Source organism: Bacillus sp. AL-1R, assembly GCF_052180195.1.
Taxonomy (GTDB): domain Bacteria; phylum Bacillota; class Bacilli; order Bacillales; family Bacillaceae_G; genus Gottfriedia.
Map to the genome: position 1 here is coordinate 112,250 of NZ_CP197469.1, position 24,141 is coordinate 136,390.

18 protein-coding genes and 1 pseudogene are annotated in these 24,141 nt (G+C 32.4%); 12 read left to right on the forward strand and 7 right to left on the reverse strand.

Translation table 11 applies throughout. The features are described 5' to 3' along the window. Positions 1 to 126: 126 nt before the first annotated feature. The 4 genes from ACSBO6_RS00470 (at position 127) to treR (ending at position 5,586) form a co-directional block, all read left to right on the forward strand. Complete coding sequence (locus ACSBO6_RS00470; protein WP_098845794.1) at positions 127 to 1,341, forward strand: ROK family protein; 1,215 nt, start codon at positions 127 to 129, stop codon at positions 1,339 to 1,341. A 331-nt stretch (positions 1,342 to 1,672) separates the two neighbouring features. Further along, positions 1,673 to 3,091, forward strand: a complete 1,419-nt coding sequence (gene treP / locus ACSBO6_RS00475; protein WP_098845795.1) for a PTS system trehalose-specific EIIBC component — start codon at positions 1,673 to 1,675, stop codon at positions 3,089 to 3,091. A 69-nt stretch (positions 3,092 to 3,160) separates the two neighbouring features. After that, positions 3,161 to 4,837, forward strand: a complete 1,677-nt coding sequence (gene treC, locus ACSBO6_RS00480; protein ID WP_098845796.1) for an alpha,alpha-phosphotrehalase — start codon at positions 3,161 to 3,163, stop codon at positions 4,835 to 4,837. 23 nt (positions 4,838 to 4,860) lie between these two features. Further along, the gene (gene treR / locus ACSBO6_RS00485; protein WP_098845797.1) at positions 4,861 to 5,586 is read left to right on the forward strand and encodes a trehalose operon repressor; all 726 of its coding nucleotides are present in this window, start codon (positions 4,861 to 4,863) and stop codon (positions 5,584 to 5,586) included. Positions 5,587 to 5,784: 198 nt separating this feature from the next. Here the strand turns inward: treR and ACSBO6_RS00490 are convergent, their stop codons facing one another. Further along, positions 5,785 to 6,648, reverse strand: coding sequence for an acyltransferase (locus ACSBO6_RS00490; protein ID WP_498843984.1), 864 nt, complete (start codon positions 6,646 to 6,648; stop codon positions 5,785 to 5,787). A 265-nt stretch (positions 6,649 to 6,913) separates the two neighbouring features. Between ACSBO6_RS00490 and ACSBO6_RS00495 the strand changes: the two genes are divergently transcribed. Beyond that, positions 6,914 to 8,107: a class I SAM-dependent rRNA methyltransferase gene (locus tag ACSBO6_RS00495; protein WP_483295179.1), complete on the forward strand. Its 1,194-nt coding sequence runs from the start codon at positions 6,914 to 6,916 to the stop codon at positions 8,105 to 8,107. Between the two features lie 35 nt (positions 8,108 to 8,142). Here ACSBO6_RS00495 and pepT read toward each other — a convergent pair whose 3' ends face one another. From pepT to ACSBO6_RS00515, 4 genes and pseudogenes are all read right to left on the reverse strand, one after another. After that, positions 8,143 to 9,384, reverse strand: a complete 1,242-nt coding sequence (pepT, locus tag ACSBO6_RS00500) for a peptidase T (protein ID WP_498843985.1) — start codon at positions 9,382 to 9,384, stop codon at positions 8,143 to 8,145. Between the two features lie 118 nt (positions 9,385 to 9,502). Beyond that, on the reverse strand, positions 9,503 to 10,138 hold the full coding sequence (locus ACSBO6_RS00505) for a lysoplasmalogenase (protein ID WP_498843986.1): 636 nt from the start codon (positions 10,136 to 10,138) through the stop codon (positions 9,503 to 9,505). Positions 10,139 to 10,265: 127 nt separating this feature from the next. Then, positions 10,266 to 11,852, reverse strand: a complete 1,587-nt coding sequence (locus tag ACSBO6_RS00510) for a L,D-transpeptidase (RefSeq protein ID WP_180232899.1) — start codon at positions 11,850 to 11,852, stop codon at positions 10,266 to 10,268. 144 nt (positions 11,853 to 11,996) lie between these two features. Then, positions 11,997 to 12,155, reverse strand: a pseudogene (locus ACSBO6_RS00515) (YesK family protein); the annotation flags it as partial. A 484-nt stretch (positions 12,156 to 12,639) separates the two neighbouring features. Here ACSBO6_RS00515 and ACSBO6_RS00520 point away from each other — a divergent pair. Further along, entirely contained in the window at positions 12,640 to 14,820 is a 2,181-nt protein-coding gene (locus ACSBO6_RS00520) for a DNA topoisomerase III (RefSeq protein ID WP_098845803.1), read from the forward strand. A 37-nt stretch (positions 14,821 to 14,857) separates the two neighbouring features. On the opposite strand, the gene ACSBO6_RS00525 is transcribed toward ACSBO6_RS00520, so the two are convergent. Further along, the gene (locus ACSBO6_RS00525; RefSeq protein ID WP_286138298.1) at positions 14,858 to 15,346 is read right to left on the reverse strand and encodes a precorrin-2 dehydrogenase/sirohydrochlorin ferrochelatase family protein; all 489 of its coding nucleotides are present in this window, start codon (positions 15,344 to 15,346) and stop codon (positions 14,858 to 14,860) included. 280 nt (positions 15,347 to 15,626) lie between these two features. Here ACSBO6_RS00525 and ACSBO6_RS00530 point away from each other — a divergent pair, with 280 nt between their 5' ends. Next, positions 15,627 to 16,163: a PTS sugar transporter subunit IIA gene (locus tag ACSBO6_RS00530; protein WP_498843987.1), complete on the forward strand. Its 537-nt coding sequence runs from the start codon at positions 15,627 to 15,629 to the stop codon at positions 16,161 to 16,163. A 26-nt stretch (positions 16,164 to 16,189) separates the two neighbouring features. On the opposite strand, the gene ACSBO6_RS00535 is transcribed toward ACSBO6_RS00530, so the two are convergent. Continuing rightward, on the reverse strand, positions 16,190 to 17,239 hold the full coding sequence (locus ACSBO6_RS00535; RefSeq protein ID WP_098845805.1) for an acyltransferase family protein: 1,050 nt from the start codon (positions 17,237 to 17,239) through the stop codon (positions 16,190 to 16,192). 357 nt (positions 17,240 to 17,596) lie between these two features. Here ACSBO6_RS00535 and ACSBO6_RS00540 point away from each other — a divergent pair, with 357 nt between their 5' ends. The 5 genes from ACSBO6_RS00540 to ACSBO6_RS00560 all read left to right on the forward strand — a co-directional run bounded on the left by ACSBO6_RS00540 (position 17,597) and on the right by ACSBO6_RS00560 (position 24,075). Continuing rightward, positions 17,597 to 18,517 (forward strand): ABC transporter ATP-binding protein, encoded by a 921-nt coding sequence (locus ACSBO6_RS00540; RefSeq protein ID WP_098845806.1) that lies wholly within the window; start codon positions 17,597 to 17,599, stop codon positions 18,515 to 18,517. Then, positions 18,514 to 19,611, forward strand: a complete 1,098-nt coding sequence (locus ACSBO6_RS00545; RefSeq protein ID WP_098845807.1) for an ABC transporter permease — start codon at positions 18,514 to 18,516, stop codon at positions 19,609 to 19,611. The genes ACSBO6_RS00540 and ACSBO6_RS00545 overlap by 4 nt, the downstream gene beginning before the upstream one ends. Positions 19,612 to 19,801: 190 nt before the next feature. Further along, positions 19,802 to 21,949: a YhgE/Pip family protein gene (locus ACSBO6_RS00550; RefSeq protein WP_498843988.1), complete on the forward strand. Its 2,148-nt coding sequence runs from the start codon at positions 19,802 to 19,804 to the stop codon at positions 21,947 to 21,949. A gap of 107 nt (positions 21,950 to 22,056) precedes the next feature. Continuing rightward, a complete protein-coding gene (locus ACSBO6_RS00555) occupies positions 22,057 to 22,983 on the forward strand; it encodes a glycosyltransferase family 2 protein (RefSeq protein WP_498843989.1) in 927 nt (308 codons plus the stop codon). 108 nt (positions 22,984 to 23,091) lie between these two features. Then, a complete protein-coding gene (locus tag ACSBO6_RS00560) occupies positions 23,092 to 24,075 on the forward strand; it encodes a YeiH family protein (protein WP_098845810.1) in 984 nt (327 codons plus the stop codon). Positions 24,076 to 24,141: the final 66 nt, after the last annotated feature.

The following is a 24,141-nucleotide window of genomic DNA, read 5'->3' on the forward strand; positions in this document are numbered from 1 at the left end:
TTGGTAAAAAGTTAACTTCTTTTTACCAAAACCGCTGTAAATATAGTGTATAAATAGCTATACTTAATTCATAAAATATAAAAAGTTAAGTGAAAGTAAAATAAGATTAGAGTGTTGGAGGAGTCAATGATCAGGCAATTTATAGGTTATCAGTCGCCCAAAATAAAAAGTTTAAAGCATTTATATAGTCTAATACGAAAATTAGGGCCAACTAAAGTTAGTACATTAACAGAGACGACAGGGTATAAGCATACTACTTGTGTTCGGTTATTAGATGAACTAGTACAGGAAGGACTTATATACGACACTGGTTTAGGGGTTTCTAGCGGCGGAAGGAGACCAGCCTTGTATGTGATTAACCAAACTGCGTTCTACTTAATCGGTGTCGAAATCACGAATTTATATACAACAGTACTACTGCTTGACCTAAATCTATCTATTATCGATTCTAAAAAGTTGAAAATGAGCAATGTGAGTACTGGGGAATATACTTTAGATTTTGTAACCAAAAGCGTAAGAGAATTATTAGATCAAAATAGTATTAATAGAGAACGATTATTAGGTATTGGAATTGGGGTGTTGGATCCAATCGATCAAGAAAAGGGTGTAATGATTAAATCAGGATCATCTTTAGAAGATGGATGGGACGATCTAAATATTGTTAGGCACCTAGAAGAAGCTAATCAATGCCCAGTATTACTTAATAACGGTACAAATTTAGCCGCCCTAGCGGAGTACAGGCTAAATTTCAGTAAAGAGAACAAAAATATAGTTTTTGTTTCTAGTGATATGGGAATACGATGTGGAATTATTCAACAAGGTAAATTAATAAATAATAAGAACGAAATGGACGATGCTTTTGGCCATATAATCGTTGATATTCATGGAAAACTTTGTTCATGTGGTTCATATGGTTGTCTACAAGCGTACAGTAGTTTACCTGCAATTCGAACAGAGGTGATCAAACGTGTTAAGCGCGGTGAAATGACTTCTTTGAAGGATGAATTAAACGATATCGAAAATATTAGCTATCATAGAATTCTTGATGCCTTAGAAAAAGAAGACGCACTTTGTTTAGAAGTCATAAAAGAGGCTGCTAATTACTTTGGTATTGGACTGACTAATCTTATTTATATTGTTCGACCTGATATTGTAATTTGTGGTGGTACTTTAGTTCCAAAGCCATTATTTTTTGATGTAGCATGCGAAACAGCACAAGCAAGATTAAGGAAATATCCATACAGTCCTGTTCAAATCATTAAATCATCAACAGCGTATAATATCGTTGCACAAGGAGCGGGCTGTATCGTATTTGATCACTTTACAGAGGAATCTATGTAATAAAAACGAAAAACCGTTAATGCTCTACCTGGAAACAGATAGAGGTTAACGGTTTTTTATTCTATTAAAATACGGATTCATGAAGATCACTAAATAAAGTATAGTCTGCTAGTACTTGGTAATCGTAATTTACAATTAGAAGTTGAGTGTAAGCATTAATGTCATGACGCCTTATTTAAAATTAAAGCGATTTCCATGGAAATGAATAAGGAGTGAGAACGTTTACAAAAAACGCTTGCAATCCTGTACGTACAAGAATATACTAATCTTGTACGTACAGGATAAATAAAAATGATTAAATAAATTATAGATTGCTCGAGGAGGGGATAACATGAGCCGATTTAGTGATGAAGCAAAACAATTACTTCAATCCATTGGTGGTAAAGAAAACATCGCTACAGTAACTCATTGTGCAACACGAATGCGTTTTGTTCTGAAAGATGTAAAAAAAGCTGATGAAAAAATGATTCGAGAAATTAAAATCGTTAAAGGTACTTTTACGCAAGCTGGGCAATTTCAAGTCATTATCGGTAATGAAGTATCTATTTTTTATAATGAATTTGTAAAGTTAGCTGGGGTAGAGGAAACTTCCAAAGAAGAAGCTAAAATAGCAGCAAGGCAAAATATGACATGGATTCAAAGATTACTTGCTCACTTAGCGGAAATCTTTTCACCATTAATTCCTGCCATTATTGTAGGGGGGTTGATCTTAGGATTCCGTAACATTATAGGAGATATTAAACTACTAGATCATGGTACAAAAACGCTTGTCGAAACCTCTCAATTTTGGGCAGGTACACATTCTTTTTTATGGCTGATCGGTGAAGCCATCTTTCATTTCTTGCCAGTCGGTATTACATGGTCAATTACAAAGAAAATGGGTACGACTCAAATTCTAGGGATTGTTTTAGGTATCACACTTGTTTCACCACAACTACTTAATGCATATGCAGTAGCAAGTGGGACTGTACCTCCAGTTTGGGACTTTGGTTTTGCTAAAATTAATATGATTGGTTATCAAGCGCAAGTTATTCCAGCTATATTAGCCGGTTTCACTTTATCAATTTTAGAGATAAATATTCGAAAAATCGTACCAAGTGCAATTTCAATGATTGTTGTCCCGTTCTTTGCATTAGTACCAACAGTTTTAATTGCACATGTAGTATTAGGCCCGATCGGTTGGAAAATCGGTTCAGTTATTTCACATTTAGTTTATTCAGGATTAACATCTTCATTTGGATGGCTATTTGCCTTAGTTTTTGGATTCTTTTATGCACCACTAGTTATAACTGGATTGCATCATATGACTAATGCAATTGATCTGCAACTAATGAGTCAGCTAAACGGAACGAATCTGTGGCCGATGATCGCTTTATCAAATATCGCTCAAGGCTCAGCTGTTTTAGCAATCATTTATCTAAATAGAAAGAATGAGGAAGAAAAACAAGTATCAATACCTGCTGCTATCTCATGTTTCTTAGGGGTAACAGAGCCGGCGATGTTTGGTATTAATTTAAAGTATGCTTATCCATTTGTAGCTGCAATGATTGGATCTGGTATAGCGGCTATTGTATCAGTTGGTACAGGTGTAATGGCGAATTCAATAGGTGTTGGAGGTCTTCCAGCCATTTTATCTATTCAACCTAAACATATTGGAATGTTTTCAATCGCTATGCTAGTTGCAGTCGTTGTCCCATTCATTTTAACGATTATCTTTAACAAGAAAAAATTACTAGTGAAAAACTCATAATTATTTAAGGGGAAGGAAAGCTATTTTCCTTCCTTTCGAATTTATTTATAAATCAAGGAGATTATCAACATGAAGGATTTTAAGAACAGTGTCATATACCAAATTTACCCTAAGTCTTTTTATGATTCGAATGGAGATGGTTTTGGAGACTTAAGAGGAGTTACAAAAAAGCTTGATTATTTAAAAGAATTAGGTGTTGACTACATTTGGCTTACTCCATTTTATGTATCTCCTCAAAATGATAATGGTTATGATGTAGCAGATTATCGAAATATTGACCCAGCATACGGAACAATGGAAGATTTTGATGAATTGATCAAAACTGCGAAACGTTATGATATAGAAATAATGCTAGATATGGTATTTAATCATACTTCATCAGAACATGAGTGGTTTAAGAAGGCTCTTAATGGAGATGAAAAATATAAAAACTACTATATTTTTAGGGAAGAAAAAAACGGCAAAGAACCAACGAATTGGATCTCCAAATTCGGTGGTTCAACTTGGGAAAAAGTTGAGAATTCAAATGAATATTATCTACATTTATTCGATAAAACCCAACCAGATTTAAACTGGGAAAATAGTGAGGTACAAAACGAAATATTCGATATCGTTAACTTTTGGATTGATAAAGGAGTAAAAGGGTTTCGCTTAGATGTAATTAATCTGATTTCAAAGCCAGAAGTTATGGTTGATGATGAAACGGGTGACGGCAGAAGATTCTATACAGACGGACCTCGAATTCATGAGTTTTTAAAGAAGCTAAATGATGAGACGTTTGGTAAGAGGGAAGAAATCATTACTGTTGGTGAAATGTCTTCAACTTCAATTGACCATTGTATTCGATACTCAAATCCGACTGAGAATGAGTTATCGATGGTTTTTAGCTTCCACCATTTAAAAATTGACTATAAAGATGGGCAAAAATGGTCATTAATGGATTTTGATTTTATCTCACTTAAGACAATTCTAGATCAGTGGCAAAAAGGTATGCAATCGGGAAATGGATGGAACGCCTTATTTTGGTGTAATCATGACCAACCGCGTATTGTTTCACGAATTGGAAACGATCAAAAATTTCATAAAGAATCAGCGAAAATGCTTGCTACTTCAATGCATTTATTAAGGGGAACTCCATATATTTACCAAGGAGAAGAAATAGGTATGCCTAATCCTAAATTTGATGCAATTGAAGATTATCGAGATGTAGAAAGCTTAAATTATTATAAAATATTAAAAGATAACGGGGTTCCAGAAAGTGAAATATTAGCCATTTTAAAGAGTAAATCAAGGGATAATGCTCGTACTCCTATGCAATGGAATGATTCAATACATGCAGGCTTCACTACTGGGACACCTTGGATTTCAACAGGAAAAGATTACGAACAAATAAATGTCGAAAAGTCTCTAGCTGATGAAGATTCGGTGTTTCATCATTATAAAAAACTAATTAATTTAAGAAAAGAATTCGAGATTATTTCGTCAGGTACGTATCATTCTTTATTACTAAATCATGAACAAATCTTTGCATACACTCGTAAACTGGGGAATCAAATGTTGTTAGTTATTAATAACTTTTATGGCAAGGATACTATTTTTAAACTACCAGAAGATCTTGCTATTGGGGATTATAACAAGCAGATACTCATTTCAAATTATACTGATTCTAGTCAGGATTTAACCGAATTCACGTTGCGTCCTTATGAGTCTATTTGTTACCTTCTTGAGAAAAATGTGAGAATATAATAAAATTTTTCTAGGTGATGAAAATGAACGCAAAGTATATTTCAATCTATCATAAGTTAATTGAACAGATTGAAAAAGGTGCTTTTTCTGTTGGTAGTAAAATACCTTCTGAGAAAACATTAATGGAGCAATTCGATGTCTCTAGAGATACAATTAGAAAATCATTACAAATGCTTGAGCAAAACGGTTATATAAATAAAGTCAAAGGTAAAGGTTCGTTTATTTTAGATACTGCAAAGTTAAATTTCCCAGTAACAGGTTTAATTAGCTTTAAAGAATTATCAAATCAAATCGGTAGAGAAGCAGAAACGATTGTAGAAATTCTTGAAAAGAAATGGCCAAGTAAATTTATAAGAGAGCAACTAGAAATAGATGACCAAATAGCGGTTTGGAAAGTAGTAAGAGCTAGGAAAATCGACGGGAAAAAAATAATTTTAGATAAAGAGTACTACAATAGTGTATTTGTCGAAAAACTTTCTAAGTCAATCTGCGAAGGATCAATTTTTGATTATATAGAAAATACGCTGCATTTAAATATTGGCTTTGCAAAAAAAGAAATTGTAGTACAAGCTTGTACAGAAGATGACCAAAAATATTTGGATTTAGATGGCTATGATATGGTAGTAGTTGTCAATACGTTCGTCTATTTAGACGATGGTTCTCTATTACAATACGGTCAATCTAGGCACCGTCCTGACAAGTTCAAATTTGTTGATTTTGCTAGAAGAATCCAACAGGTTAATGAATGATATAAAAACTCTAATTAGTTTGATTGCGCCCCTTAAAGTAAACGTTAAAAAGCCCTAGTCGGATAACATTGAAATTAAGGGGTGTTTTTATGATCAAAATAATGTTGTAAAAAGAAGTTATTTCCAAAGAAATTAATTCTTTTACATTTCTAATTTTGGAGATAAAGCAATATTAAATTACTTCTTTAACATTAAATATTATATAAATTTTCTTTTAATTCTATCTATAAAACTCTGCTTAACAATAGGATTTCCAATGAAAAATCGGTTTTTGTTTCGGTTCATTTGCAAATTTTCTTTAATAAAATAAAGTTTTTCTGAAACCAACTTTAATTCAGTTAATGATTTTTCAATTGAAGAAAATGGGAGCATCTCGGTCTGATTGTATGAATAAATATAGTTTTCACTCTCAAAAAGATCATGACTTTGAGTTTCTAATTCTGTATAGGCATGTACACTGTCATTAGTAAAAAAAATCGATTCACCAATTTTTCTTGCTGGATTGCCCGCATATGAAGAATTAGATTCAATTTTTTTCCCACTAACTAACGACATACCTCCGATAATACTACCTGATCCGATTTGTGTTCCTTTTAAAATAAAAGCATGTTGACCAATCCAAACATGATCGCCAATATAAATGCTTTTGCTTGGATTAACTCTTTTTTTCGTATAAGAATCGTAAATTAGATGAGGGTCCGCAGTTCTAAACCAACAGTCGAATGAAAATAAACAACCTTCCCCCACAATGATATTTTTTTGCTCTGAAATAATGATATTTAGTTTGCTGTTAAAATAATTATCACGTCCAAAAAATAACACAGAATTATTGTAAACAGTTGCATTGAGTAAATAATCAAAACTACTTTTACAAAGAAAAATAATCGAATCATATCCATTAAACTGAATAGCGCTATTTACTAAATGAACATCGTCATGATCACAATAAAGAACATTTCCTGTTCCCTTAAATACTATTTTTGAATTTGTTAGTTTAGGGTTGCCTATTATGTAATTCTCTTTTAAATCCTCTATTTGTTTTGTTTCATTTATGACTTCCATATTTTTTCCTTTCACTTAGATCATGAATGTGTTCTGACTTAATATTTTGGCTTTTACTTTAGTATTGCCACTTTTGCAATTACATTAAAGTTATTTTGAAGATTATGTGAATTGTATAGCATGTTATAATGAAAGACTTAACAGCTCGTTAAGCGTTAAAAGGCTTTTAGCGGTTATTAGTAAGAAATATTTTAAATTAAAAAATTTACACTTTTGTCTAGAAATATGGAAATAATGAGTAAAAAGTGAATGAATGGATGGGCTTATGAAAGAAATGAATCTAAAGATTAAACAAAAATTTGTACGAGATTATAAAAATGGGTATCCACTAATTTCAAAAGAATCGATCTTGAATAGTAAAGATTTAATTAGTGAAGGTACGAAACTGAATTTAGTTGATGAGCGTAATGGCTTTATTGGAAAGGGCTATTATGGAAAGCAAAATAAGGGTTTAGGTTGGATTCTTAGCTTGAAGGAGAATGAAGAGATTAGTCCTAAGTTCTTTGAAGACAAAATTAAACAAGCAATCGAAGACCGCCAACAGTTTTATAATAGCTCTGATACGACAGCATTTAGAGTCTTTAATGGGGAAGGCGATGGAATTGGTGGATTAACGATTGATTTTTTTGACGGATTTTATTTAATTAGTTGGTATAGCGAAGGAATCTATCAATTCAAAGATTGGGTTATTCAAGCGATAAAGAATATTGTCGAATTCAAAGGGATTTATCAGAAAAAGCGTTTCGATACAAAGGGTCAATATATTGAAGAAGATGATTTTGTGATGGGGGAAAGGGGTCAATTTCCTATTATCGTAAAGGAAAATGGAGTTAATTTTGCTATTTATTTAAATGATGGCGCAATGGTAGGCGTATTTTTGGATCAACGTGAAGTTAGAAAATTAATACGAGATAAATATGCTTACGGGAAAACAGTCTTAAATACTTTCTCATATACAGGTGCATTCTCTGTCTTTGCAGCAATTGGAGGGGCAAGTAGGACTACTAGCGTTGACTTAGCTAATCGGAGCTTAGATAAAACAAAAGAACAATTTAAAATTAATGGAATCGATCCTGCTTCTCAGAGCATAGTCGTAGAGGATGTATTTCATTACTTTAAATATGCAGTTAAAAAGAACCTTTCTTTCGATATGGTTATTTTGGATCCACCAAGCTTTGCAAGATCAAAGAAACATACCTTTCGTGCTGAAAAGGACTATAAGAATCTGTTGAAAGAAGCGATTACGATTACAGAAAAAGATGGCGTAATTGTTGCTTCAACAAATTGTAGTACTTTTGGAATGAATAAATTTAAAGGGTTTATTGACACAGCGTTTAAAGAATTAGGAGGACAATATAAATTAATGGAAGAATTCAGTCTACCTAATGATTTTAAAACAACTAAACAGTTTAAAGAAGGTAACTATTTAAAGGTCGTATTTATTCGTAAAATTAAGTAAAAAAATAGGACTGACATTACTGTCAGTCCTATTTTTTACTTAGAAGTTGCCTTTTGTTCATATAATTTGATCACTTCAATCATAACATTTGTTGCTTTAATCATATTGTCGATAGAAATGTATTCAAATTTACCATGGTAGTTTTCTCCACCTGTAAAAATATTTGGAGTAGGCAGTCCCATATATGAAAGCTGTGAACCATCTGTACCACCACGAATTGGTTCTACAATTGGTGTGATTTCTAGGTTTGTCATTGCCTCGTGAGCAATGTCAACAACCTCTTTAACAGGTAAGATTTTCTCACCCATATTATAATACTGATCTTTTAACTCTAACGTTATACTGTTTTCACCATGTGTTTCTTTTAATTGATTTACAATATTCGACAAGGTCTCTTTTCGATTTGCAAATTTAGTTTTATCATGATCTCTTATAATGTAGTGCATTTTTGTTAGCTCTACATCACCTTCAATTGATACTAAATGATAAAAGCCTTCGTAGCCTTCAGTTGATTCTGGAGCCTCTTCAACAGGTAATAAATTATTTATTTCCATGGCAATTTTCATAGAATTTATCATTTTACCTTTAGCTGTACCAGGGTGCACATTTTTACCTTTTACTGTAATCATTGCACCTGCAGCATTAAAGCTCTCGTATTGAAGCTCTCCTAGTGGACCACCGTCCATTGTGTAAGCATATTTAGCATCAAAGGCTTTTACATCAAATTTATGTGGGCCTCTACCAATCTCTTCATCTGGTGTGAATGCGATTCTTATTTTACCGTGTTTGATTTCTGGATGTTGAACTAAATACTCCATGGCAGTCATAATTTCAGCGATTCCAGCCTTATTATCTGCACCAAGTAATGTTGTCCCATCAGTAGTCATTAATGTGTGACCAATATATTTACTTAACTCTGGTGAATGACTTGGAGATAATACAACATTTAAACGCTCATTTAACACGATGTCACCTCCATCATAGTTTTCAACCAGTTGAGGGTTAACATTTTTTCCTGTAAAGTCTGTCGCCGTGTCTAAATGTGCTAAAAATCCAATTGTCGGAATTTCTTTGTCGGAATTTGCCGGAAGTGTAGCCATTACATAACCATTGTCATCCATTGTTACGTCAACTAATCCGATTTTGTTTAGTTCCTCCACTAACATGCGACCTAAAGTTAATTGGCCAGGTGTAGAAGGGCATGTTGCACTACTTGCGTTTGATTGTGTATCAACTTTTGCATAACTAATTAAACGATTAATTAACTCATTTTTCATATGAAAATCTCCTTTTTTTACATTTCATAATTTTTATGTAATGCGCTTTCATTCTTTGTTATAAGTGAAAAGAGGCTACATATATATTGTAGTTCTTTCTTTATTTGAAAGTAAAATATTACGCAACTCTCTTTCTATTTAAAATGCTTTTTGCGATGAAAAACTGAGCAGAGTAGTAAGTGATCATGATCAATTCATGACTATGTTTAACAGTTTCTACAAATAGATCCCATGATAAGATAGAATCTGAAATAATAAATAATAAGCTTCCTAAAATAGCCCATTTGTTTCCAGTCATTATGGCTGTAAATACCATCAAAGAAATGGCTACTGAATAGGCGATTACCGGTATAACTAGATTTTCCTGTCCACTTTCGTTTAAAGATTTTACTAAATTAGAGCATAGAAAAATCGCATAAACTGCAATTGGAATGATCGCTAGTAGGCGATAAATTGAAAAGTTCCATCTTGATATAAAACCGGCAGCATAAAACAAATGACCAATTAGAAAAGCACTTAAACCGACTACAAACCATATCAATGTTCCGTCACCAACCATACAAAACATAAGACCAAAAAGGATAAGAACACGATATTTAGTTGACTGATAAGGTGTTTGTAAAAAGGCATAACTGATCAACAACACCATTGGAATAATCTTAAATAGTATTTTTATGCTTACAGGCTCTGAGGGAATAAAAAAGATATAGAGAATACCAAAAAACAAAATAAGGATAGGTAAATATCTCTTCAAAATAAAATTACCCCTTTCTAACGATTTCCTTTTTACTAAATATTATCAGTGAAATATGAAAAGAATGCTATTACAAATAAAGATAGTAGTCTATTAAACTAAAAAAAAGCAAACCATAAAAGGTTTGCTATTGGGCGATGGACATACCATATGAGTGGGCAATTTGCCCATTTGAATTAGAAGACTTTGCAATAATAACTGTCGCTCCAACATTTATTTGATCGAATAACCATTGGATTTCACTGTTATGCATTCGGATACAACCTGAACTAACCGATTTTCCGATTGAGCTTTCGTTCGCATTTCCGTGTATTCCATATGAGCTTCCAGGCGAGCTACCGGCACTTAAACCCATCCATCTTTTACCGAGTGGATTATTTGGAGCACCACCAGGAATATTTCCTTTATACCAAGGTCTATTTTTAATCTTATTTAAGACTTTATACTTACCAGTAGGTGTAGGAGTAGAAGCTTTTCCTGTTGCTACATTAAATGTTTTTACTAGTTTTCCTTTATTGTAATAAGAAAGTTTATTTGTTTTTGTATTAACAATAATTAATTGCCCATTTGAAAGGGGCTTGGAGCTCTTTGCCTCGGTAAATGAAAACTTACTTTGATTTCCGGCGGCGTCAATTGATTGTACTTTTATAGGCGTAAATGCTTTTAACTTTGTAACCTTAAAAGAATAGCTACCATTCTTTAATGCAGACGTTTTAGCAGTATATTTCCCGTTTAGATACAGTTTGACGGAAGCGTTTGGTTCTGTTTTTCCACTAATAATCGTAGCATTTTCTTTAACTGTTTGGATTGTAGGAGCAGAAGGTGCAGTACGATCTAATACACGAATGGAAACAGGTTTACTTTGATTCTTACTTTTATCAACTGCAACAACTTGAAGAACTGTGTTTGCCTTTTGCTTCGCCATTTTAATCGTAAACTTTCCTGCCGTGTTAACTTTCCCTTTTGCTAATACTTTCTTGTTTAAGTAAATAAGAACATCAGCGTTTGGCTCTGATTTACCTGATATACTTTGAGATTGATCTGAAATTGAAGGTATTGAAGTGATAGTAGGTGCGATTACATCTGAAACATATGATGTAGCGATTTTACTTTTTAATCCAATTGAAACACCAACTGCATTTATTTTAGTAAATTCTTTTAGAGGTTTAGTATTGAATTGAAAATTTCCTTTTGTATCCGTTTGTACAGTACTTACCAGCTTATTGTTGATAAGAATTTGGACACTGCTTTTTTCCAAAAATGATCCTGTCACGGAAGTCGATTTATTCGTAATTTGATTGATTTTCGGAGTAGGTAAATCTTTTATTATAAAATTAATATTTTGGTCTGAAACAGCTATCGTTTGATCATCCAGTGAAATTGAACTTAATTGATAAGTACCTTTTGTAAAAGAAGCTGCAACCCCAATTTTTCCAGAATAGTAAAGTTCTGATGACGAAGAATTTTTCAGTAAAACTTCCGTCAAATTAGTCCCGTTTTTAAATGTGAGAGTTACATTGTTGAAATGTTCTTTAGTCGTTAATCCAACTTCAATCGATTGTCCAAAAGTGGCTTCAGTAGTGTTTAAATTTAGATTATCTATATAGTTCGATAACTCTCCATCACTAAAACCTTGAGAAAAAGAAGTTGCGTTAGCAGTGGGTAAAAGGAACAAAAATACCCCCAAAAGCACAGATACAATCTTATTTATCATTGTCTCTCTCCTTATATATGGAATTAATTACTAAATTTGCCATATAGAGAGTAAATCCCTTTGTTTTCTTAGTAAAATAAAACGTCAATTTTCAGCAAAAAAAGAAAAAATAGAGAGAAAAATGTTATCCCAGGTACTTTTTAGTTAATGCTCTTTTCTAAGAGAAACGATCGAAACTACTATTATTGCAATTATTGAGGATAAAAATAGAGAAAAGCCAATTGTACTTAATCCAAGCCCATGCCATCTTCCTACGACTACCCCAAAAATTATTACAGCAATACCTAATATGGAAATAACTAGTGGAAAAACATACTATAATGGTGACTTTTTTCTATTCAAAAATAAAGAAATAGAAATTAGAACACTAGTTGAAAGGATTGTAACTAACAATAGAGGATTCATCTATTTACTCCCTTCAATATGTATATAAAAAAAATTATATTACAAAGAGAAAAGCCATTTATTGAGCGTCTTTCATTTCCTCTAACTTTAGTATATAGAATAATGATTACAGCGGAAGCGTTAAAAATGAACAATTTTAGTGAAAATGAACTTAAATATTGTCTTGATTTAAGAAGAAAGTTATTTGAAGTTAGTAAATCACTGGTAAACTGCGATTTAGAGGAAAGAAAGTTATATGAGAAACTTTATATTTTACTAAATTGAAAGCACTAGTGTGTTACCATACCTGGATAAAAGTAATACAATTAGATTTTGAATTTAGATTAGTAGAAGTGTTAAAGTTAGTTAATAAGAATATTGAATTTAAACTAAGGAGTAGTCTATGAGTAAAACAGTAGTATTAGCAGAAAAGCCTTCTGTTGCTAGAGATATAGCTAAAGTGCTAGGGTGCAGTCAAAAAGGTAACGGATTTTTAGAAGGTAAAAAGTATATTGTGACCTGGGCATTAGGGCATCTTGTGACTTTAGCTGATCCAGAGGGATATGATCATAAATATAAGTCATGGAATTTAGAAGATTTACCAATGATTCCAGATAAATTAAAGCTTGTTGTTATTAAAAAGACAGGCAAGCAGTTTCAAGCCGTGAAATCTCAATTATTAAGAAAAGATGTTTCCGATATTGTTATTGCAACGGATGCAGGGCGTGAAGGTGAGCTTGTTGCAAGATGGATTCTTCAAATGGCAAAGGTTAATAAACCGATTAAAAGGCTATGGATTTCTTCTGCAACAGATCAGGCAGTAAAAAAAGGCTTTGAAAATTTACGTAGTGGTAAGGAATATGAAAATTTATATCTTTCTGCTGTAGCAAGAGCTGAAGCAGATTGGATCGTAGGGATTAATGCAACAAGAGCACTTACTTGTAAGCATAATGCTCAACTATCTTGTGGTAGGGTTCAAACTCCGACACTTTCGATGATTTTAGAGCGTGAAAAAGAAATAAAAGAATTTAAGCAACAAACTTATTACGGGTTACAAGTATTAGCAAATAATGTAATCTTTACGTGGCAAAATCGTAAGTCAAATGACCAGAAAATTAAAACATCCGATGAATTACAAAAGATTATTGGAGCGATAAAGGGAAAACAGCTAAAGATAAAGGAAGTATCAACTGCTGAAAAAAAATCCTTTGCTCCGCAGCTTTATGATTTAACTGAGCTTCAAAGAGAGGCGAATAAAAGATTTAACTTTTCACCTAAAGAAACCTTATCGATTATGCAAAAGCTATATGAGCATCATAAAGTCGTTACGTATCCACGAACTGATTCTAGATACCTATCATCGGACTTAGTAGATACATTAAAAGAACGATTATCAGCATGTAACATAAAACCGTATGGAAAAATCATTATGAAGTTAACGAATCAACCGATTAAAGTAAATAAGTCATTCGTTGATGACAAAAAGGTTTCTGATCATCATGCGATTATACCGACAGAGCAGGCACCTATCATCAGTGAGCTTTCTTCAAAAGAATTTAAAATATATGATTTAATCGTAAGAAGATTTTTAGCAGTCTTACTACCTCCTTACGTATATGAACAAGAAAAAGTTATCGCAGAAATTGAGAATGAGTTATTTGTTGCGAAAGGTAAAAGGGTTATATCATTGGGGTGGAAAGAAGTCTTTAAAGATGAAGATGATCTTGAGAGTACAGAAGATCAACGTTTACCAATGATTAAAGAGAATGAGCGTATTGAAGTAGTTAAAGTTATTGAAACTAAAGGGTATACGAAACCACCAGCGTACTTTAATGAAGCCACACTTTTAAGTGCAATGGAAAACCCAGTTCATTTTATGTCTGGTAATAGTAATGATCTAAAGAAGACGATAGGCGAAACAGGTGGATTGGGAACAGTTGCAACAAGAGCGGATATTATTGAAAAACTTTTTAGTAGCTTTTTAATTGAAAAAAAGGGAAAAGATATTTTCATCACAAATAAAGGAAAGCAATTGTTAAATCTTGTTCCAGAAGCTTTGAAGTCGCCAGCCCTAACGGCCGAGTGGGAGCAGAAGCTTCAGGCAATCTCCAAAGGTAAATTAGCTAAATCTAAATTTATGAGTGAAATGATTAAATTTTCTTCAGATGCTGTGAAAGAAATAAAACAAACTGAGCAAAAATTTAAGCACGATAATATGACTAGCACTAAATGTCCCGACTGCGGAAAGCTTATGTTAGAAGTGAACGGTAAACGCGGAAAAATGTTAGTTTGCCAGGATAGGGAATGTGGTCATCGTAAAACAATTTCACAGTCTACGAACGCGAGATGCCCTAATTGTTTCAAACGTTTAGAGCTAAGAGGTGAAGGGGAAGGTCAAATTTTTGTATGTGCATGTGGACATAGAGAAAAACTTTCTACTTTTAAAGATCGACGTTCAAAAGAAAAAAATAGTAAAGTTTCAAAACGAGATGTTCAAAAATATTTAAAGCAACAGAACAAACAAGATGATGAACCATTTAATAATCCATTTGCAGAAGCTTTAGCAAAGCTGAAAAAACAATAATGTAAAGGTCCCTGCAATTAGAACCAGTCATATGAAATTACTCTATGACTGGTTTTTTTCGTTCAACAGCATATTCATCCACGACTTCACTATAATGATCGTCAAAATAATTATCTAGTTCCTTTTTTATTTTTTTTGATAAGACTGGACTTTTACCTGAAGTTGAGACTGATACAATCAGATCTCCTCTACGAACCACAGCAGGTGTATGGAAATCACTATTATTTTGATCACTTACATCATTAAACCATTGGAAGTCTGATGTACTGTCTTTAACGAATTTATTTATATTTTTATCGTCAGTAGCTGCTATCACAATATGAGCTCCAGTTAGATCAGTTTTTTCAAAATACTTATTAATCCATTTGATTGTAGGAAACTGTTTGAATTCATCACAAAGTTGAGGGCTAATAATTGTAATTGTAGCACCACTTTTTATAAATGCTTTTGCTTTTCGAAAAGCGATTTTTCCTCCACCGACGATTGTGATCTTTTTGTTTTGAAGTGAGAAAACTAATGGAACCATTTCAGTCAACTTAAATCGCTCCTATCTTTTAATGATGAACATCTTGTTATACATCATTATTTTAACATATGTATTTCCAACTTTTAGAACTACTACTAAATGATTCATGAGCGGTTTTTATGTCTTTTATTGTAAAAATAAGACAGTTTGGTTAATAATTCAATAAAAGTTCAACTTTTCTTTAGCATAAAAGTGATTTTTCTGTTAGGATAATTAGTATTATTTTTTCTGAAAAGATAATGATAAGACTGGAATCTAAATTAAAGAAAAGGTGAGTATTATGTTTAACAAATTAAAAAAAATGTTCGGTTTAGAGGAAGAACAACAACAAGGTTCTGCAGCTGTAACTAAAGCAGCAAAGAATGTTGTTATTAAAGCGCCATTAACTGGAGAAATACATCCACTATCTGAAGTACCAGATCCTGTATTTGCAGAAAAAATGATGGGTGATGGATTTGCAATTACACCATCAGAAGGTGTTGTTGTATCTCCTTTTGATGGAGAAATCGTACAAGTTTTCCATACAAAACACGCTATTGGAATTCGTTCAAATGAGGGTGTTGAAATCTTAATTCACGTTGGACTAGAAACAGTTAAACTAAATGGTGAAGGTTTCGATGCTCATATAACAGAAGGACAAAAAGTTAATGCAGGAGATCATTTATTAACATTCAATATCGACTATATTAAAGAAAATGCAAAAAGCACAATTACTCCAGTTATTTTTACAAATGGAGATGCGCTTGAAAATATTAAAGTTACAGCAACTGGCTCAATTCAAAAAGGTTCAGATGCAGCTGTTGCTACATTAAAATAAAAAAAATAGCCCTTGGGCTATTTTTTTTATGCAGTTCTTGCGTTTAAATGTTGTTTTCGTTTTACATTTAAACCAATGAACAATGGTTTTATAGTAGGTTGTGTTTCAATAATAAATTTCTTCGCAATCATAGGCACAGCTAAACCAATCATTGTGTACAATAACGGCCCATAATCGAAAAACTGTGAAAAGACAGCATTTGCAAAAATATGAATATACATTATTGTTAATGATTCTTTCCCAAATATAGTGTAAGGCTGGATAAATTGTAATCTTGCTAGCTTTTGACATAAATAAAGCACGGCAATCGTCATCGTTATTGGAATTAAAGCATCCAAAAATAAATGGTTATATCTTAAATATTTAAGACTTAAATGGTAGTCTAATTTATTCAATTCATATAAGGTCATATAAACAATACTAAGCGTAATACATGATATTCCAAGGAAATTATGAATTGACGCGATCAATTTTTTCGTAAAGAATCCTAACCCTAAAAAGAAAATTGCTAGTAAAGCAACATCCACATTCCAAGGAATGGAAATTTGATTAAAGGTATTTTTACCGATTTGTGGAATTAATTTAATTGTTTCAAAATGTGCACCTAAATAGCAAGTAATGACGATTAATAAGCGGGTACTAGTCTTTTTAAAGTATAAACAGATTAACGCAAATAATATTTGTGTAATAAATAAACATGTCACATACCAAAATACACCATGGACCCCTGTAATAAACCTTCCACCAATTAACAATGAGAGGACTTCTTTTGATAAATTTGACTGGTTAATCGTTCCGTCTATTACCTCAATTGTTATGTTATATAAACTAAATAAAATCAGATACGTACAGTAGGGTACAAGCAATCTATATGTTAGTTTTTTTATATAAAATTTGAGTTCATTAATTGAATTCACGGGTTTAAATAAATAGCCACTAATAATAAAAAATAGAGGCATGTGAAACCAGTAAATAAATGTAATAGAATTCGGACCTTCTGTAGAATGACCATAAACAACCAAAAAGATGCCGATCATTTTGGCAACATCCAACCATTTTTCACGTTCTATTTTCATTTTATCACCTTGTTTTTATGGCTCAATTAAAGTAAACAACTTCAAATCAGAGCCAATTTTTTTAAATAATGTCCAACATATTGTAACTTATGAGTATTACAAAGTGACAACATGGGCGTTACAATCAAGTTATAAAATGTGAATGATTATTTCATAAAAAATGCAAATAGTTTTGGCTATTTTGCATATCATGGGATGACACAAATTGGTAAAAAATGTAAATTTAATTAAAGATTATTAATAATCAGCCTTTTCGACAAATATATTGTGTTTTGCATTATATACTTAGCAGGCTGAATTATAAAAGATGTACGCTTTTTAACTAATCATTCAAGTAGTCGAGGTGAAGGAAAAACAATGAGTTCAATTATTAATGTTGAAAATCTTAAAAAGAGATATGGAGATTTTTACGCTGTAAATGGCATTAGTTTTGAAGTTGAAAAAGGTGAAGTATTTGGATTACTCGGTCCAAATGGAGCTGGTAAATCAACGACGATGGAAATGCTTGTAGGATTAAGAAAACCAGATGAAGGTACTGCTACTATTGCAGGGCATGTAATTGGTAAAGACTCAAATAAAATCAAACAAGAAATCGGCATCCAACTCCAATCAACATCATTATTTGAGCTGTTAAAAGTAAAGGAAATCATTGAGATGTATGCAAGCTTCTATCCAAGTCATATCCCAATACAACCATTAATCGATGAAATGCTTTTATCGGAAAAACAAAATAGTCTAGTAAAAAGTTTATCAGGAGGACAAAAGCAGCGATTAGCGATTGCATTGGCACTAATTCATGATCCTCAAATCATATTTTTAGATGAGCCAACTACAGGACTTGATCCACAAGCTCGTAGAACGTTGTGGGATATCATTTTAAAGCTAAAAGAACGAGGTAAAACAGTCGTATTATCCACTCACTACATGGATGAAGCTCATGTACTTGCTGATCGGATTGGTATTATGGATAAAGGTAAGTTAATTGCACTAGATACACCGAACAATTTAGTGAGTTCAATTTCTGCAGAGAGTGCGATTGAATTTAAAACAAAACTACCCGAGCAAGAAGAAAAGTTCGCACAATTAGACAGTGTAATGAATGTCGTGATTAATCATGATTTCGTAACATTGTATACTCATAACTTACAAGCTTCATTAATAGCCCTACTTGAGTATACAAAAGAACAGAATATGGAAATTTCAGATTTATCGACACGAACCGCGACTCTAGAGGACGTATTTTTACATATGACTGGAAGGGGGTTACGTGAGGAATGAAGGCTTATTATCAATTAACTTTAGCGCAACTCCGAATTTATGTACGTAATCGCCAGGCTTTAATTTGGACATTATTATTTCCATTTTTCTTTATGATTATTTTTGGATTAATGTTCAACGATGGGAATACAACTAGTTACTCAGTAAACCTAATTGATTATGATAACACTCAAGTAAGTAAACAAATTACAACTGTTTTAGAAAAACAAAAGTCACTTAAAATACATAAAAAGACAAATGAATTAAAGTCTAGGAAATTATTGTCTGATGGCAAAACAGATTTTGTAATCATCATAAAAAAAGGGTTTCAAAATCAAGTGACATCTAAACAACAATCAGCTCCAGCGCAAATAAAGGTACTATATAATGAAAGTAATACGGGCCAGCTTCAAGGTGGAATAGCAACGATTACAGCATATGTTGATGCCGCTAGTAAACAAATGGCAGGGTATACACCTAAAGTCGTCACTGACTTTAAAGGAGTAGCTGGTATTACTCTTTCATATTTAGATTTTTTGGTACCTGGGATTATTGCAATGCAAATCATGAGTAATAATATGAATGGTGTTGCTGGCCAAATTGCGTCTTGGAGGGAACGAGGAGTTTTAAGACGAATGCAAGGCACCACATTAAAAGCTTCGACATTTATTGCCGCGCAAATTACAGCAAGGCTTATATTGAATAGCTTACAAGCAATCTTAACAATTCTAATTGGTTATTTTGGATTCGACGTAAGTATTCGAGGATCATTCCTATTAGTGGTGTTGTTTGTAGTATTAGGTACATTAACATTTATGAGCATTGGATTTATTATAGCAAGTTTAGCAAAAAGTCCAGAAAGTGCTGGACCAATTGCAGGCTTTATTTCGTTCCCACTTATGTTTTTAGGTGGAGTATTTTTCCCTGTAAATAATATGCCTGACTATTTACAACCGATTATAAAGACTATCCCAATTACACACTTATCAACTGCAATGCGTGACATCATGAATGTCGGAGCATCATTTGGGGATTTGCTTCCAGATTTCGGTTGGTTATGTGTCTGGATGGTCGTAAGCTTCTTAATCGCTGCACGTACTTTTAGATGGGAATAAGGGCATAAACTAGATTATGTAAGTAGATAAAACATAAAGTATTTAGTCAGAAAAGACTTTCGCTAATTTTGGCGGGAGTCTTTTTTCATTTTACTTTTTCTTTACCTCAAATCATCTACTCTTGCCGTTAAGAATAGTTATGCATTATTTATTGCATACTATTTAAAAATTAAGATTAGGTGAGTTATAGGTGAGTTCAATAATTGAAATCTATTTTCGTGATATAAAGCGCGTTGTAACAAATTGGGCTGCATTGATGATTATCGTTGGTTTAATTATTATGCCCTCAATGTATGCATGGTTTAATATAAAATCTTCTTGGGATCCGTACGGTAATACAAAGGGTTTAAAGATTGCAATAGTAAACGAGGATCGCGGTGCCACTGTCTTAAGCAATAAAATTAATATCGGAAACGAAGTCATCAATTCTTTAAAAGAAAATCCTTCATTAGGCTGGAGATTTACAAGTAAAAAAGTCGCATATGAAGGGGTTAAACAAGGAAAATATTACGCTAGTATATTAATTCCGAATGATTTTTCAAATAAAATTAGCACAGTATTAACAGATCATCCTCAAAAACCCGAACTAGTTTATCAAGTTAATGAAAAGTTAAATATTGTTGCACCAAAATATACTGAAAAAGGTGCCACCGGTATTGCCAGTGAGATTACAAAGAAATTTGAAAAGACCGTTAGTAAGGAATTATTGCAGGAGTTTAATAAAATAGGAATTGATTTACAAGCAAATTTACCTGAAATAAAAAAATTTGAGCAAATGGTTTTTAAGCTTGAAAAAGATTTACCGGAAATAAAGACAACTGTGAATACAGCCTTAAATGATTATAGAAAAGTACAAAACGTTATTCAAACTACAAAAAAAGACTTGGAACTGATTAATAAGATCATAGCGAATGGTGAAAAATTAACGGCTAGCTTAAGTGGTTTTTTTAATCAAATAAACAAAGTAATTCAAGATTCAACTCCATTTATTAAAGAGACACTTAACCTACTCCAGAACCAGTCTGTAGTTATACAAAGTACATTATCACAAATACAGAATCAAACGGTTAGTCAAGACGAATCAATGAGGCTATCAAATGAAATCGGAAAAATATTAGCAAATTCAAAAAATATGGTTACTTCTTTAAATCAAGTTCTTCAATCTTTTAATAGCTTAGGTACTACAGCAGATTTTAGTAGTAATATTAGTGTATTAAAAGATCTAGAAGCAGATTTCATGATGATTCAAAATGAGAATGCGCAATTAAAAGATGCAATACAAAGCGGAAACGGTTTACCGAATGATTTACTTCAAAAAATGAATGATAGCGTAGCAAGTATAAATAACAAAATAAATAGCTTAAACGGAAATTTTGATCAAGATCTAGCACCAAAAATAAGAGAAGCTTCAAGATTAGTGAATGAATCAGTAAAAAATACCGAGATTGTTTTAACTGATGCAAAAACGAGTATACCTACAATAAAAGGTGTACTTCAGGACACGTCAAATTTATTAGCAACGAAAAAGGGTGACATTCAGCAATTAGTAAATGAATTACCGATAATAGAAGCGAAAATAAAAAAAATAGCAAATGAGATTAGAAAGGCAAAAGAAAAAGGAAGTATCGAGGATTTAATTAACTTTCTACGAACTGATATAGAAAAGGTAAGTGATTTTTATTCTAACCCAATCGCTATCAAAAAGGAGCGAATGTTTCCAATACCGAATTATGGTACAGGATTGACCCCTTTTTATACAACATTGGCGTTATGGGTAGGAGCTTTATTAATGGTATCATTACTAACTACTGAAGTTCATGAAGAAAAACCATATAAAAGTAGAGAAGTTTATTTTGGAAGACTATTGACCTTTATTACAATTGGGTTACTACAGACTTTAGTAGTGACTACTGGTAACTTCCTGATACTAGGTACTTATGCAGCAAGTAAAGGTTATTTTATCTTATTTGCACTATTGATTAGCATTGTATTTACGTTTATTGTTTATACGCTTGTTTCCGTTTTCGGAAATATAGGCAAAGGGATCGGTATTATCTTTTTAGTACTCCAAATATCTGGAGCGGGAGGAGTTTATCCGATACAAGTAACTCCACCATTTTTCCAAAAAATTAACCCATTTCTACCTTTTACCTATGCATTGGGCATGTTGAGGGAGGCGACCGGAGGAATCGTTTGGGAAACCATTTATAAAGATGTTCCGATATTAGTTCTTTTTGTCATCTTTGCAATCATAGTGGGAGTTGTACTTAAAGCACCTATTAATAAAAGAGCAAGTAAAATCGTAGATCTTTCTAAGAAGAGTAGACTCATTCACTAATCGTCTGAAAAAAAATTCATATAAAAATCATTGAACTGTTTTGCCGAGTGCTATAACATAGATAAAAGTTATATCCTCATAGCTTTTAGGAGAAGTAGGTGTTTTGTATGAAATTATCTGTTGTTGTATATTGTTATAATAATGGAGAAAATTTTGAGAGATTTCACGTTAGTTTATCTAATACAATTAAGTTACTTAAAGAAGATTATGAAATTATCTATATAAACGACGGAAGTGATGATGATACACTACTTGCACTTCAAGTTGTTTCAAATCATAGCAGTCATTTGAAATATATCTCATTTACTCGCCGCTTTGGAAGAGAGGGAGCAATTTGTGCTGGACTTGATCATGCAAAGGGCGATGTAGTCATCTTAATGGATGGAAACTTTATACATCCACCGAATGTTATTTTAGAGATGATGGATGAATACAAAAAAGGGCATAACCATGTAGTTGCATCGAAAAAAGTGGAGAATTCAGTTCTAAAAAAAGCGAAAAAAGGCATTTTAGAGAAGATCATTAAAAAATTTGTGGACCCTGATCTTTTGCAAAACGAATCAGACTTTCGTTTGTTAAGCAGAAAAGTAGTAAATGCTATTTTAAGCATGCCAGAATCAAACCGCTATTCTAAAGGTATTTTTAACTGGATTGGTTACAAAATAAAAACGATTGAGTATGAAATAACATCAAGAATCATAAACAAAGAATCAGAAGTAAAAAGACTGGATTCGATAAAAAGATCCATTGAATATATACTGTGTTTTAATACAAGACCTTTGAGGTTGTTAACGAAAGTCGGATTATTATTAATTGGTATAAGTCTTATAATTTTTATTATGATGAGCTTTAAAGTTCTTTTAGTAGGGGTTAGAATTCCTGGTTTATATACGATATCTAATTTCATTATGTTATTTGGCGGAGTTCAAATCTTAATGATTGGTGTATTAGGTGAATATATAGGTAAAATTTATTACGAAACAAAAAGAAGACCTCAGTACATTGTTGAGGCTTCAAGCTTTGATGAAAATTAAATTTATGTATGATAAATTTGGAAATTCGACAAGAATCTTGTCGAATTTCTTTTTTCGTTACATAATGTTGAAGGATAGAATAATATTTTATGAAAGCTTGGAGAATATATGGGGAATATTTATAAAGTTATTCCAGGGTTGGTTCTTTGCCTTATGATTGCACTTATTAGTGAACTACTTTCTTATATATTACCGGTTGGAGCAGCTACATTTTCGATATTAATCGGATTGATCATCGGTAATACAGTGCACTTAAAGTCTTATTTTGAAAGTGGTAGAAAGTTTGCCGAAAGTAAACTTTTAGAGATTTCAATCTGTTTATTAGGGGCAACGATTAGTATTCAAATGATTAGCCATCTAGGGTTAAAAGGAATCCTATTAATCGTGACACAAATGTGTTTAGTCATCATTTTTACGATTTGGTTAGGCGAAAAATTAGGTTTTGGTTTGAATTTTAGTTATTTAATGGCAAGTGGAAATGCAGTCTGTGGTTCTTCAGCAATTGGCGCAACAGCCCCGGCTATACAAGCCACTCAAGAAGAAAAGGGACTGGCTGTGACACTTGTAAATATGATGGGAACAGTCTTAATGTTTGTTCTGCCTTTAATAGCATCTGTATTATATCGTTTTGAAACACTGCCGACCTCTGCATTAATCGGCAGTACATTACAATCGGTGGGACAAGTAGTTGCTAGTGGTAGTTTAGTGAATGATGAAGTAAAGAATTATGCAACTTTATTTAAATTGATTCGAGTAGTTTTTTTAGTTTTTGTAGTTTTTAGCTTATCTACTATAAAGAAAAGACACTTAGCAGAGGAATCGATTGAGAAATTAAGAACCAAATTTCCATGGTATGTAATTGGATTTGTCATCCTTTGTGTTTTTTATAGTTTAGGAGTGTTACCAAGTTGGACTGAAAATATTTCAAATAAAACTAGTCACTTATTAGAAATTATTGCACTAGCTGCAATTGGTTTGAATGTAAATGTAAAAATGATTATTAAACAAGGGAAGTCGCTTTCACTTTATGCATTAAGCATTGTAGGTTTTCAAATCATCATTGCGGTTTTACTAATCCAAGTAATCTATTAAGAATCACAAACGACGACAATAAACAACAAATCATGTCTATTTCTCGGGAAATTTCGTCAGGAAAGG

Excerpts from the sequence above, each read along its gene's own strand:
- ACSBO6_RS00495 (WP_483295179.1), top strand. The coding sequence starts at position 6,914 with ATGAAAGAAATGAATCTAAAGATTAAACAAAAATTTGTACGAGATTAT.
- ACSBO6_RS00555 (WP_498843989.1), top strand. The coding sequence starts at position 22,057 with ATGAAATTATCTGTTGTTGTATATTGTTATAATAATGGAGAAAATTTT.
- ACSBO6_RS00490 (WP_498843984.1), bottom strand. The coding sequence starts at position 6,648 with ATGGAAGTCATAAATGAAACAAAACAAATAGAGGATTTAAAAGAGAAT.
- ACSBO6_RS00560 (WP_098845810.1), top strand. The coding sequence starts at position 23,092 with ATGGGGAATATTTATAAAGTTATTCCAGGGTTGGTTCTTTGCCTTATG.
- ACSBO6_RS00540 (WP_098845806.1), top strand. The coding sequence starts at position 17,597 with ATGAGTTCAATTATTAATGTTGAAAATCTTAAAAAGAGATATGGAGAT.
- ACSBO6_RS00530 (WP_498843987.1), top strand. The coding sequence starts at position 15,627 with ATGTTTAACAAATTAAAAAAAATGTTCGGTTTAGAGGAAGAACAACAA.
- ACSBO6_RS00510 (WP_180232899.1), bottom strand. The coding sequence starts at position 11,852 with ATGATAAATAAGATTGTATCTGTGCTTTTGGGGGTATTTTTGTTCCTT.
- treR (WP_098845797.1), top strand. The coding sequence starts at position 4,861 with ATGAACGCAAAGTATATTTCAATCTATCATAAGTTAATTGAACAGATT.
- pepT (WP_498843985.1), bottom strand. The coding sequence starts at position 9,384 with ATGAAAAATGAGTTAATTAATCGTTTAATTAGTTATGCAAAAGTTGAT.
- treP (WP_098845795.1), top strand. The coding sequence starts at position 1,673 with ATGAGCCGATTTAGTGATGAAGCAAAACAATTACTTCAATCCATTGGT.
- ACSBO6_RS00520 (WP_098845803.1), top strand. The coding sequence starts at position 12,640 with ATGAGTAAAACAGTAGTATTAGCAGAAAAGCCTTCTGTTGCTAGAGAT.
- ACSBO6_RS00525 (WP_286138298.1), bottom strand. The coding sequence starts at position 15,346 with ATGGTTCCATTAGTTTTCTCACTTCAAAACAAAAAGATCACAATCGTC.
- treC (WP_098845796.1), top strand. The coding sequence starts at position 3,161 with ATGAAGGATTTTAAGAACAGTGTCATATACCAAATTTACCCTAAGTCT.
- ACSBO6_RS00545 (WP_098845807.1), top strand. The coding sequence starts at position 18,514 with ATGAAGGCTTATTATCAATTAACTTTAGCGCAACTCCGAATTTATGTA.
- ACSBO6_RS00470 (WP_098845794.1), top strand. The coding sequence starts at position 127 with ATGATCAGGCAATTTATAGGTTATCAGTCGCCCAAAATAAAAAGTTTA.
- ACSBO6_RS00535 (WP_098845805.1), bottom strand. The coding sequence starts at position 17,239 with ATGAAAATAGAACGTGAAAAATGGTTGGATGTTGCCAAAATGATCGGC.